Below are 12,394 nucleotides of genomic sequence, written 5' to 3'. Positions count from 1 at the left end.
ATTATGCATAATCTGGTTGATGATGACCTTAAAGCCAGTAAAGAAATCTTAGTGCTAGTTTTAGGCTCTAGTTCCGAAGCAATTGAATTAGAAAATCATGTCGCTGTTGTGTTGATGGAGCAAGACATTGATATTTATATTCCCACAGCATTAGAGTTGAATGAACTCAAGCCTCAATGGCCCCACGTTGATCGCGATCGCTTCTGGAAAGATGGTGGAGTAACCATATCTCGTGTGCCCCGTGCTAAGGGTAATGAAGCGGATATGGTTTATGTGGTCGGTGTTGATAATGTTGCCAGAAACGAGAGTGATGTCAGTCTGCGTAACCAGCTATTTGTGGCATTAACTCGGGCGCGGGGCTGGGCAAGTGTCAGTGGAGTGGGTGACTATCCCATGTATAGCGAAATGCACCAGGTCATTGAGAGTGGCGATACCTTCACCTTTACCTACAAGCGACCTCTGAAGCGGGATATTGGTGACCTTGAAGAAGGTTAACCGTCACAACTGTTTAACTTCGGAATAGGGAACAGGAATCCGTAAGCTATCAGCGTGTCGCGTATCAGCGAACAGCGATTAGCGCTACTTGAGGTGCTAAAGGCTTGTGGCCACGCTACACCGAACAGTTTCTGCCCATAGCGTACGCTACTAATGGTGCTTTTGAATAAAATAAGCATGATAGCTGACAGCTGACGGCTGAATGCTTACAGGAATCCTCCCCGATTTGAACATGTTATGTTCAAAAAGACTGCCAAATTTGATAAATTTCCCCAAGAAGCAAAAGCAGCTTTAGCACAGATGGAAGAGTATTATGAATTGGTGCAATAACGGGATTAATCGGGTGAATCTTTTTGTTGTAAATTTATAACTAAAGGAAGTGTGGGGAGATAGGGAGATAGGGAGATGGTGGAGATTTTTATTAAGGGTAATTGTCATAAAATAATATGAGCATTCTATTGCCGAAGAGTGTTTTTGCATGCATTGAGATGCACCCTGAGTAATCGCCCATGTTGCTCAATTATGGCGTAAGGTCGTGATTGCTCCTAAGGTTGATTAGGAATAGTGCTATCTTTGACGCAACTTGGTATCAATAAATCTCCCATGCGAATTTTACAAATCGTCCCGTCGATTTCCCTGGTATATGGTGGTCCGAGTCAAATGGTAAAGGGACTATCTCAGGCTCTGGCATCTCAAGGAGTAGAAATTACAGTACTAACTACTAACTCTAATGGGGATGCTGGTCAACCCCCTTTAGATGTACCCCTGGATAAACCAGTACAACAGGATGGCTATCAGATCAGATACTTCCGTTGCTCTCCCTTTCGCCGCTATAAATTTTCCCTGGGCTTATTACGCTGGCTATGGCAACACGCCTCAGAATTTGACCTTGCCCATATCCATGCCTTGTTTTCCCCAGTCAGTACAGCAGCGGCTACCATCGCCCGAAAACAGGGATTACCATACCTATTGCGTCCCTTAGGTACCCTTGACCCAGCGGATTTGCGGAAGAAACAACAGCTAAAGCGCATCTATGCCGCACTGTGGGAGAAACCGAATTTAGCTGGAGCAGCTGGTATACACTTTACCAGTCAACAGGAAGCTAAGATTTCGGAACGTTTTGGCACAGCATCCCCTGATATCGTGATTCCCTTAGGAGTAACGCCGCCAATCCAGCAACAACTTCAGCAACAACTAGCTCAAGCACGTACTGAATTGAAGATTCCCCATGACCAGCCCTTAGTGTTGTTTATGTCTCGTATTGACCCGAAGAAGGGATTGGATTTACTTATCCCAGCTCTAGAAAAGCTATTAAACGAGGGATTGCAGTTTCACTTTGTCTTGGCGGGAACTAATCCTCAAGACCCAAGTTATGAAAATAGTATCATAGACCAGATCAAGGCTTCAACTCTATCATCAAATACTACCATTACTGGTTTCGTGACTGGTGATTTGAAAGCAGCATTGTTAAAGGATGCGGATGTATTTGTCCTGCCATCTTACTACGAAAACTTTGGGATTGCGGTAGCGGAAGCGATGGTGGCTGGGACAGCAGTGGTGATTTCTGACCAGGTCCATATTTGGGAAAACGTCAAAGATGCTGAAGCAGGATGGGTGAGTGCTTGTGAGGTTCAGGCTTTGACTAGACAGTTACGGGAAGCACTTCAAAATAAAGATGAATGCCAACTGCGGGGAGTCAAGGCTCAGGAGTATGCTTTAAAGCACTATAGTTGGAATGCGATCGCACAACAAATGATTCAGGTTTACCGTCAAATTAGTGATTAGTACCCGCAAGGGTACTGTCAAACCCCCGATAAACCAAGCAAAATAGACCTATCAGCCAATTAGATACAACAACACAGAGCAATACAGGAACGATACATAACAATGGAACGTATTCAGGAAATTCCTACCTTTAAAGTTAATGGTTTTGCTGCTCTGGTAGGGATTATTGCGATCGCTAGTTTTGGTGTGTGGTTAGGTAAAGGTCTAGTCGGGTTTTCCAATATCAACGACTTATTGATCTATACCAACAACTTATTTGGTATTGGTCTAGTGATTGTAGCCTTGGTTGCCGTAAAAGGCTTTTTGACTGTGCAGCCTAACCAAGCCCGAGTGCTAGTGTTTTTAGGTAACTACGTTGGCAGTGTCCGTACCTCTGGTTTTTGGTGGGTTAACCCTTTTGCCTCCAAGCAATTGGTTTCTCTACGAGTGCGTAATTTCAATAGTGATAAGCTGAAGGTAAATGACGCGAAAGGCAACCCCATTGAGATTGCTGCGGTAGTTGTCTGGCGAGTTGTAGACTCAGCCAAAGCCACCTTTGACGTAAATTCCTATGTAGATTTTGTGGCCATCCAAAGTGAGACCGCTATCCGTGGTTTAGCCAGTCGTTATCCCTACGATACTAATCAAGAAAACCTAGCGTCACTCAGAGGCAGCCCCGAAGAGATTGCAGCAGCTCTTAAGGAAGAATTACAGGCTCGCTTAGAGGTGTCAGGTGTCGAGGTGATTGATAGTCGTATTTCCTATTTAGCTTACGCTCCAGAAATTGCCCAAGTCATGCTACGGCGTCAGCAAGCACAAGCAATTATAGCAGCTCGTCAAGAAATTATCGAAGGTGCCTTAAGCATGGTGGAAATGTCCATCAAGCGGCTGAACGATAACCAAATTATTCAGCTAGACGAGGAAACAAAAGCAGCAATGATTAACAATTTGCTAGTGGTTTTGACTGCTGAGCAAAATATACAACCTGTGGTCAATACTGGTAGTATTAAACTGTAAGCATTCAGCATTCAGCATTCAGCATTCAGCATTCAGCAGTCAGCATTCAGCATTCAGCATTCAGCATTCAGCTTAAGCGCACGCGATGAAGCGTTCGCAAAGCGTGGCCCAAAGGCCTCAGCTTCCGCGCTTATGCGATCGCTTTTAGCGGGACTCTCGGCAGAGCCGACGCTACGCGAACAGCTTTTGAATAAAATAAGCTGACCACTGACCGCTGACCACTGACCACTGACCACTGACCACTGACCACTGACCGCTGACCGCTGACCGCTGACCACTGAGCGCTGACCGCTGACCACTAAAGGTAAAGCTGTTACTTGACCATAACTTTCGGGAATTCTATCAATAGAAACTCTAATAGTTTTCAGCTTCATCAGGTCATCAAACTATGGATTTGGAACAGATTTCCGGAAAAAGCATCTTTGGTCAGGTTTTACGTTTTCCCTTAAAGCTAATTCCTCCTGAGATGACAATGCCGATCTGGCTAGGTAAGCTCGCCGGTAAAAAATGGATAGTTGGTGCTGGCAGAAACGGCTGTTGGTTAGGAACTTATGAGTATCAGAACCAACGGGTGCTTGAGAAAACTCTGAAATTAGGAAACACTGTATTTGATATTGGAGCTCACGCTGGTTTCTTTACACTATTGACTTCGGTGCTAGTCGGTGAGAAGGGAAAAGTTTTTTCCTTTGAGCCCCTACCCCAAAACCTTGGTTACTTAAGAAAACATCTGTCTATCAACAGCATTACCAATGCCACAGTTATGGCAGCAGCGGTTTCAGAGCGCTCTGGTATGGCATCCTTTAGAGAAACTTCTGGTAGTTATCAGGGGGGTATTTCTTCTCAAGGAACACTTCAAGTCAAGATGGTCAGTTTAGATGAACTGATCGCCAGTGGTGAAATTCCTGTGCCGGACTGCATCAAAATTGATGTGGAGGGGCATGAGAAGTTTGTTCTACTTGGTGCCAAATCTCTGTTGGAAAGTGCTCATCCTACCATTTTCTTGTCTATCCATGGACGACCTGTCTATCAGCAATGTTGTCAGTTGTTAGAATCTTTGGGCTACAAAATTCAAGTATTAGACAAACCCCATGGTGGAGAGCTTCCAAAAAACCTTGATTTGATTGCTTCTTACCCGGATTGATCGATTCACTGTAAGTAGTAATATCATGCTCGGTTGAACACTTATAAATAGTAGGTAATAGGGCACAGGGAACAGGGAACATGGAACAGGGAATTAGGAGGGAGATTGCCTACCAGAAGGAAGCTAAGTTTTTTCATAACTGATTAGCTGAACATCATATAAGCCTTCAGATCGAGTCCGGTTTAACCCTATATATAGCCTTTATCATAGCTATTAGTTAGGTACACAGGATTTTTTCCCTATTCCCTATTCCCTGTTCCCTGTTCCCTATTCCCTGTTCTCTATTTTAAATAGCACTATGACCCAAAGCCAAACCAGCAACTAGCATCCCTAGTACCAAAAACGGTTGCGCACTAGCCTGGTATTTGACATCATTTTTCAGGGGGTCACGGAGAAAGTACATATCCTGGAAGGTGATTTGGGGGATGATTAATAGGATCAGGATAGCAGCGTAGAGGTTCTGATGAATGCTGATTAAATAACCAGCAATCCCTGCTTGAAATAGATCAATCATCACCACACAAATCCAAGCTGCTGTGGTAACACCAAACATGACCGGTAGGGATTTTAAGCCCAATTCGCGATCGCCTTCCACACTCTTGAAATCATTAACTACTGCAATACCTAACCCTGCCAGGGAGTAGAACAGGGTCAGAATCATAATAGTCAGGTTAAGATGACCAAATAAGCCATGACCTGCCCACCAGGGAAGGGCGATATAGCTGGCACCGAGAGCATAGTTTCCCAGCCAACCATTTTTTTTCAGTTTCAGGGGTGGGGCAGAATAGATATAGGCTAGAAAGGCACCACCTAGGGTAAGACAGGTGAGTGTGGGAAATTCATGACCAGCCCAAACATCGAGTCCGTAGCTAAGAGCGATACCTGCTAGGAGTAGCACCACAATCTGGGTGATCACCTGGGGGATAGAGATGGCTCCCGATGGGATAGGACGGTATGGTTCATTAATGGCGTCGATTTCGCGGTCATAGAAATCATTCAAGGTTTGGGTATACCCTGCCATCAACGGACCAGAAAGCAACATACAGGCGGCGGCCATCAGAAGGTCTTCGAGTGTCCAACTGTAGCCACCGGAGGAAGCAGCACCACACACTACCCCCCACATCAGGGGTATCCAGGTAATTGGCTTCATCAACTGCAGGCGAATCTTCCATAGGTTGCTTTCACCAGGAGCTGCGCCTTTCATACCCAGTAGCTGACGGGTTTTGGCACTTTGTTCAGTTAGATTTTCTTCAGCCATAGCTACTACCTAGAATGAAATTATCAAATAGCCATCTTGAAACTTAGCCCCTTTCACGGATTGACCACTAAGTTGTGGGGGAAGCAGGATATTATGCCGTTGATCCCCGGCTTCAACGGTGACTTCTGGACCGTATTGGGTCAGTTTCACCTGCTTTTTGTTAAAACCTGGTAAGAATAAACGAACGTTGCGACCAGGAATGTCGATAGTCATGGGTCTGGGTGCCTGGGATGCCTGTTTAAAATCTGGCAGGGCATCGATCAGGGATTGCCAATCTTCCCCTGGTGGGGAAGTGGGAAGAGCATTAACGACTAGAGGGGCAAATTCCGATTCTATTGCTGGGGTTACCGGGGTTTGGTTGACCAGCACACCACCGACAGTAACACCCACTTGTTGGGCACTACCCCACAGATACTTGGCTGTGGCCATGGCTAGGGGGTCATCGGTAGTGACCAGATAGGATGCGACCCGATTGGGATTTGCGATCGCATTTTTTCCATCCTCCAACATATTGTTGGCCTTATTACTTGATTCACCAGCCAAGTCGTCACTCGTCCATGACACATTTAGGATGGCGCTAGTGACTGGTTGGATAAAGGGGGAAAGGGCTTTGCCCAGGTCAGAATCTGCCATGACTTGGCGAAATCTACGACTATACCAACTGATAATTTCTGGCATTCCCAACATTCTCAGGGTAGCTTGAGAGCAGGTGCCATCGTAGATGATCGCGTCATACTGACCGCTTTGGTAGTATTCCCGAAGGGCGTTGAGGGCTAAAGCATGATCCATCCCCGGTAAGATGCCCAGTTCTTGACCATAGACATTTTTTAGGGTAGGCGATCGCAAATATTGCTCCTCTAGCTTTTTAACATCTTCCCAGCTGCGTTCCAGTAGTACTGTAGTCATTAGCTGTACTACCCGGAGGTTAGGACTTATTTCCACCGGGTCAGACGTTGGGGATAGCCCCAGTAGCAGTCCAAAGCTAGGACTTGGGTCTTGTCCTACCAGTAGCACTCGTTGACCGAGGCTCGACAGCTGCTTAGCGGCAGCAATTGCCACAGTAGTGCGACCTGTGCCGCCTTTACCCAGAAATGTTAGAATCCGTGCCATAGTGCAAGTCTTTTGCCTCGGTGCGATCGCGGTTACTAAAATCTAGTCTACGACTTTCAATTCATCCTCAAAGAACCAGGTAGAGGAGTTGTCCTCAAATTTCACCGTTGCGCCAACTCCACTGCCATCGGTCATTTTATAATCTGTGATCGTGCCTACTTTTCCCAGTTTATTTGCGATGTCGTTGCCTACCCGGTCTCTTAGACGAAACACTTTTACTTTTTGCCCGATTTTCATTGCTACTAGATCATACGATAAACCACCCCTCAGTTTACCGGAATGTGTCGCGATCGCATCAGGGAAAACTGCCATAAGTTCCACTGTTGCTCCTGGGACTGATCTCAAATCCGGTTGAATACCCATAATCTAGGGAAGTGTCGGAAGTGTGGGAGGTGTGGGAGGTGTGGGAGGTGTGGGGAGGGTGCCTCTGCTCCCTACTCCCTACTCCCTGCTCCCTACTCCCTGCTCCCTACTCCCTACTCCCTACTCCGTTTGCTATTTAAGTTGTTTATCAAGAATTTTATCCAAATTATAACCATGTTATTTGATGAACCTTTCTATATTGCGATTAATCAAGCCCGCTGGGCTGTAGCAGAAAACGTTCTCAATCAGCTTAGACTCCATCAGGGATTAAGTTTTACCAGTTGCCTTGACGTGGGATGTGGTCCCGGTTGGTTTTCTGAAAAGCTGGTGAATTGGGGAGTAAATGTAATTGGTTTAGAGGGGAGACAAGAACTTGTTGAAGAGGCAAGTAAACGGGTACCTGAAGCTAAGTTTTATCAGGTTGATGTTGAATCTACCCAACAAATGTCTCAATTTTCGGCAGCAGACTTAGTGTTTTGCTTTGGCTTGCTCTATCATACAGAAAATCCCTTCAAAGTCATTCGTAATTTGCAGTTATTAACCCAAAAAGTGTTATTTATTGAAAGTATGAATGTTCCTTTAAATGAACCAGTTACCTATATAGTTGAAGAAGGCAAAAATGAAACCCAGGGCTTAACCTACCATGCCATGATTCCTAGCCGAAGTTGCTTGCTGAAAATGCTCCAAGTTTCAGGATTTCCATATCTATACGACTATCAGGGTTATGTAGACCATGAAGATTTCTGGGAAACGGAGACCAAGCACCAAAGACGCCGAATATTTTTAGCATCTACAGTTGAGTTACAAGTCAGTGATTTAGTTCCCTCACCTGAGATTGTCACGCCAAAGTATAATTTTGCTAAACAATAACTAGACGAGTTGACGAATTAATGGATAGTCAGGAAGAGCATTTACCTAGCCATGAGTCCATAAATCAGTTGGATAAGATGGAGATTTATCTTCAGGTATTCCATCATTTTCTGCCTCAGGCGATGGATTTTCCCAACTTGGCGGTACCCTACACCTTGTTTTTGCGATCGCTTCGAGAGAAACTCCATCCAGTAGGGGTTCGGGATATCCAAGCAGTGAATTTGCCATCAGGCTTGACATTCCACGTTGATGTTGGGGATCGACTGGGCTGTGACTTTTACTATGGTCATTACCAAGAATACTTTGATGCCCAACTCTTTTTAGGTCTGCTGGATGCCAATTCCATTGTGCTAGATGTAGGAGCAAACTTTGGTTACTACGCCGTATCATCAGCTACCAAATTAACTTCTAGGGGTTGTGTTCATGCCTTTGAACCTAACCCAGATGCCTACCAGCTTTTACAACAAAATGTAGAAGTTAACCACTTACAACAGTTAGTTTCTTGCCATGACCTATGCGTCGGTGCTGAAGATGGAGAAACAGACTTTTATATTACCCAGGAATCCGCATTTAGTGGTATGGATGATACTAAACGGTCTGTCTTGCGTGAAAAGATTACAATTCCAGTGCGTAGTCTAGACTCCATACTTCCCGAGTTGGGATTATCCCAGATAGATGCCATCAAGATTGATGTCGAAGGATACGAATTTGCCGTATTAAATGGTGCCATAGAAACCATTCAGCGCTCACCAAATCTAGTGATCATGATGGAAGTGAGTGCCAAGAATCTAAATGAGCACAGACGGGAAGCATTGATGTCCTCTCTTGTGAATCTTTACAATCAAAACCTCCGAGGCTGGATCGTGGATTCTAACCCAAGAGTACTCAAATCCATACCAACTCCAGAAGCAGCACTAACGTTAGGGAGTGCTACAAGCGCTAATTTATTCCTAATGGTTTCTGGCTCAGAGCGTGAACATCAATTGAGTAAAATCTATCATAATTTACAGACAAAGGAAGATAGTAATCAACTCAAAGAACCTGATATATTTTATCTAAAAAGCATGTAATATAGGGGGGTTGGGTAATCGGTGGATATTCTCTACGACCATCAAATGTTTGCCATCCAGAAATTTGGTGGTATATCCCGAATTTTTATTGAATTAATCCGAGAGTTATCGCCAAACTCTGACTGCTCAATTCATTGGCATCGTGGCATCAAGACCGATGGGTACGATATCTCAGAGTATCGCGCTCAACTCACCGGATATGGGGTGATACCAAAATTTCCCTTTCCAACAGGTAAGGCTATTAATGACACTATCAATAAACTATCCTTTCAATGGTTTGTCCGTAGATTTGGTAGACAATATGATATCTATCATCCTACCTACTATGATGCTGACTTAGTGGAGATTGTTAAACCTAAGAAACTTGTAATAACAATCCATGATATGATTCCGGAAAAATTTTTATCAGGACAAGCTAAGTTTCAGCCATTAATTAAAAATAAGCAACAGCTAGTTGAACAAGCCGATTTAATTTTTGTAGCTTCCGAAAATAGCCGAAATGATTTAGTAGAATTATTGGGAGTTAATCCGCAAAAAACTAAAGTAACCTATTGGGCAAGTCGAATTCAAGACGCTAAAGAATTTGAATTACCAAAGGATTGCCTTAGTCAGCCTTACTTCCTTTATGTGGGAACTCGTTCAAAATATAAAAATTTTGAAATAGTCCTCAAAGCGTTTGCTGCTAGTCCTAAATTACGGGATAATTTAAAATTAGTCTGTTTTGGGGGTTCCTGTGATTTTTTGGAATCCGAATTAAGGGTTATGGAAGAGCATAATATGCGGCAAAATTTTATCTATCTTAGGGGTGATGATGCCCTACTCAAAACCCTATATTGTAATGCCCAAGCCCTAATTTACACCAGCCGCTATGAAGGATTTGGTTTGCCCCCCCTAGAGGCAATGGAATGCCAATGTCCAGTTATCTGCTGCTTAACCTCTTCCTTGCCTGAGGTGGTAGGAGATGCAGCTAGTTTATTTGAGCCAGATTCTGTGGATGGACTAGTTAACGCTATGGAGATAGTTGTAGAAGACTCAGAACATCGGGCATCTATGATTGAGAAAGGACGGCAACGTGCTAAGCTTTTCACATGGGAAAAGACTGCTCAACTGACCTTGGATGGTTATCGTTCAATTAGGTGATGAATTCTGGACACCGCTATAAGTTTGTCAGCAGTATCAGTTGCTAATCAAACCCCGAAGACGGTAGTATTTGGATTGGTGTGAGGTAGATTTGATCTATATACCCGTCATCACTGATAAGTAGTGACCAAAAATTTGGTTGGGTTTTAAGGTAATACAGTCATGAATAAACAGGATTCAGTTATAGAACAAATTAAACAAGACCGAAAGATTCGAGCAGGGGATGATCCACGAAGGTTAGAGCATTTTGGGTTTAAGGTACACTCTCAATCCGATGAAGACGGCATTATAGAAGAAATCTTTAATAGAATTGGGATAAAATCCCAGGTTTTTGTGGAGTTTGGAGCAGAAACAGGACGAGAAAACAATAGTCATTATCTTTTAGAAAAGGGATGGACAGGATTGTGGATAGAATCCTTGCCAGACTATGCAAAAACTATTCGAGCCAATTATCAAGATGCCATCGGTGAAGGTCGCTTAAAATTTATCGAAGCGGCAGTTAACGCCGAAAATATTAATGATTTAATTGAAAGTGCTGGTATTACTGGAGAAATTGATTTTCTTTCAGTGGATATTGATAGTAATGACTATTACGTCTATGAGGCTATTTCGGTTATACAACCTAGAGTTGTTTGTTTAGAGCACAATCATTCCTATCCACCACCTCAAGAATGGATCATGCCCTATGATCCTAATTTTCGCTGGGATTGTAATTCTAGTGCTTATGGAGCTTCTCTTGTAGCTTTAGAGAAGCTAGCTCGCAGTAAGGGGATGGTGTTAGTAGGTTGCGGATTATATTCTGCCAATGGATTTTATGTCCGTGAAGATTTAGTCAATGATGCCTTTTCTCCTCCCTTTACTCCTGAGCGTTTTTTTAACCCTTTAGACTATCAAAAAATTGTTAGTTTTCCTCCTAGAGCTGCGGGGGATGCAAAGCCAAGTAACTCTCATCCCTTTAAGATAATCGGGGGGTTTGTGAAAATAAAAACAAAGCAATTATTGAAGCAGATACTGGGAAAAAGTAATTGAATCCAACCAGTGTCTTGATGCAAAGCGCGAGTGGTTTACCCCATGAGCGACTGCATCGCTTCTGCATATTAATACCGTTTTAAGGGTGTTTTTATCAATGGTTATTGAGGGTGATGAAAAATAAATTAATCAATTACCATATTTCTAATATTTGCTTGTTACTACTATGTCTGTTTTGTGTAGCATTAAACTCATCTTTTGGTCGGCCAATTTGGATTGATGAGTTTTTACATTTTGCTTTCGGTAGCTATGACACAACGGCTGAAGCTTGGAACGCTATCAGTCAGTCTATTCTAACGATTAATCATGGACAAACAGGCATTTATATGCTTATTGACCACTGGTTGATGCAGCTCTTTGGTGCTAACATCTTTTGGCTAAGATTTCCCAGTATTTTCTCTGGTTTGGTCTTGTTTTTAGCAGCAATTTATCTTTTCCGTCTTTGGGGCATGCCCTTTTTCTGGCAAGTTATTGGTATTCTTGCTCTTTTTTCTCAAACTCAGCTAATGTATTTTGTGGGTGAAGCCCGCCCTTATATGCCTTTAGTAACTGCTACCGTTTGTACCTTAGCCTATTACAGTACCCCTTTGCCCCAAAGAACCCGTGCTATTTTTACATTTTTTGGATTATTTTCTATTTTAATGGGGGTACTATTCCATCCTTATTTTTCTGTTTATTGGTTGGCAATTATTGTATTTACATACTTGCAAAAATTGATTCAAACGGGCGGAAAAATTTCAATTAACTCTGTTCTTAAACATACTAATATTCCTCTTTCTGTCCTCGGCACAATAGTCTATTTTACTTTAGGATTATTAACTTGGTTACGAGAGCGCCCAGAGTTTACATTTGCTCCTTTTCATTGGGTAAAAAAGGATGAGTTACTCATCACTTTTATGGAATTCAGTCATTTTGAATTTTTACAAAAACTTTTATATCCCTTGCTTATTATCATTTTCGTTATTTTCTCAATTATTATAGTTTACCCAAAACTTAGGAAAGTTTATCTTAAAGAGCTAATCAGTCCTGTTTTTCTAATAATTATAGCCTTGGGAATATCTATAGTTTTATCCAATAGTTACTCCGAAAAGAGACATAAGATAAAACTATAGATATTCCCAAGGCTATAATTATTAG

13 protein-coding genes are annotated in these 12,394 nt (G+C 43.0%); 9 read left to right on the top strand and 4 right to left on the bottom strand.

Features of this window, described 5'->3' with window-relative positions:
• The 3 genes from F6K37_RS19440 to F6K37_RS19430 all read left to right on the top strand — a co-directional run.
• On the top strand, positions 1-495 hold a 495-nt coding region (locus tag F6K37_RS19440), incomplete at its 5' end, for an ATP-binding domain-containing protein (RefSeq protein ID WP_287251641.1).
• Between the two features lie 603 nt (positions 496-1,098).
• Positions 1,099-2,280 (top strand): hormogonium polysaccharide biosynthesis glycosyltransferase HpsP, encoded by a 1,182-nt coding sequence (hpsP, locus tag F6K37_RS19435; protein ID WP_287251640.1) that lies wholly within the window; start codon positions 1,099-1,101, stop codon positions 2,278-2,280.
• Between the two features lie 102 nt (positions 2,281-2,382).
• Positions 2,383-3,276: an SPFH domain-containing protein gene (locus F6K37_RS19430; protein WP_008188085.1), complete on the top strand. Its 894-nt coding sequence runs from the start codon at positions 2,383-2,385 to the stop codon at positions 3,274-3,276.
• Positions 3,277-3,329: 53 nt separating this feature from the next.
• Here the strand turns inward: F6K37_RS19430 and F6K37_RS19425 are convergent, their stop codons facing one another.
• A complete protein-coding gene (locus F6K37_RS19425; protein WP_008188084.1) occupies positions 3,330-3,650 on the bottom strand; it encodes a hypothetical protein in 321 nt (106 codons plus the stop codon).
• A gap of 14 nt (positions 3,651-3,664) precedes the next feature.
• Between F6K37_RS19425 and F6K37_RS19420 the strand changes: the two genes are divergently transcribed.
• Entirely contained in the window at positions 3,665-4,417 is a 753-nt protein-coding gene (locus tag F6K37_RS19420) for an FkbM family methyltransferase (RefSeq protein ID WP_008188083.1), read from the top strand.
• A gap of 286 nt (positions 4,418-4,703) precedes the next feature.
• Here the strand turns inward: F6K37_RS19420 and chlG are convergent, their stop codons facing one another.
• The 3 genes from chlG to petP are packed head-to-tail and all read right to left on the bottom strand — an operon-like array spanning position 4,704 to position 7,022.
• Positions 4,704-5,675 carry a chlorophyll synthase ChlG gene (chlG, locus tag F6K37_RS19415; protein WP_287251638.1) on the bottom strand — a complete coding sequence of 324 codons (972 nt, stop codon included), beginning with the start codon at positions 5,673-5,675 and terminating at the stop codon, positions 4,704-4,706.
• Between the two features lie 9 nt (positions 5,676-5,684).
• A complete protein-coding gene (locus tag F6K37_RS19410; RefSeq protein ID WP_008188081.1) occupies positions 5,685-6,785 on the bottom strand; it encodes a Get3/ArsA fold putative tail anchor-mediating ATPase NosAFP in 1,101 nt (366 codons plus the stop codon).
• A 42-nt stretch (positions 6,786-6,827) separates the two neighbouring features.
• The gene (petP, locus tag F6K37_RS19405) at positions 6,828-7,022 is read right to left on the bottom strand and encodes a cytochrome b6f subunit PetP (RefSeq protein ID WP_044494701.1); all 195 of its coding nucleotides are present in this window, start codon (positions 7,020-7,022) and stop codon (positions 6,828-6,830) included.
• Positions 7,023-7,322: 300 nt separating this feature from the next.
• On the opposite strand from petP, the gene F6K37_RS19400 reads away from it, so the two are divergent.
• The 5 genes from F6K37_RS19400 to F6K37_RS19380 all read left to right on the top strand — a co-directional run bounded on the left by F6K37_RS19400 (position 7,323) and on the right by F6K37_RS19380 (position 12,369).
• A complete protein-coding gene (locus F6K37_RS19400; RefSeq protein ID WP_287251636.1) occupies positions 7,323-8,018 on the top strand; it encodes a class I SAM-dependent methyltransferase in 696 nt (231 codons plus the stop codon).
• Between the two features lie 20 nt (positions 8,019-8,038).
• Positions 8,039-9,088, top strand: coding sequence for an FkbM family methyltransferase (locus F6K37_RS19395; RefSeq protein ID WP_287251635.1), 1,050 nt, complete (start codon positions 8,039-8,041; stop codon positions 9,086-9,088).
• A 21-nt stretch (positions 9,089-9,109) separates the two neighbouring features.
• Positions 9,110-10,228 carry a glycosyltransferase family 4 protein gene (locus F6K37_RS19390; protein WP_287251633.1) on the top strand — a complete coding sequence of 373 codons (1,119 nt, stop codon included), beginning with the start codon at positions 9,110-9,112 and terminating at the stop codon, positions 10,226-10,228.
• A 162-nt stretch (positions 10,229-10,390) separates the two neighbouring features.
• Entirely contained in the window at positions 10,391-11,257 is an 867-nt protein-coding gene (locus F6K37_RS19385; RefSeq protein ID WP_287251632.1) for a hypothetical protein, read from the top strand.
• Positions 11,258-11,370: 113 nt separating this feature from the next.
• Positions 11,371-12,369 (top strand): glycosyltransferase family protein, encoded by a 999-nt coding sequence (locus tag F6K37_RS19380; RefSeq protein WP_287251631.1) that lies wholly within the window; start codon positions 11,371-11,373, stop codon positions 12,367-12,369.
• Positions 12,370-12,394 lie beyond the last annotated feature (25 nt).

This window comes from Moorena sp. SIO4E2 (genome assembly GCF_010671945.1).
In the GTDB taxonomy this organism is placed as follows: Bacteria; Cyanobacteriota; Cyanobacteriia; order Cyanobacteriales; family Coleofasciculaceae; genus Moorena; species Moorena producens.
This window is presented reverse-complemented; position numbering and strand designations above follow the sequence as displayed.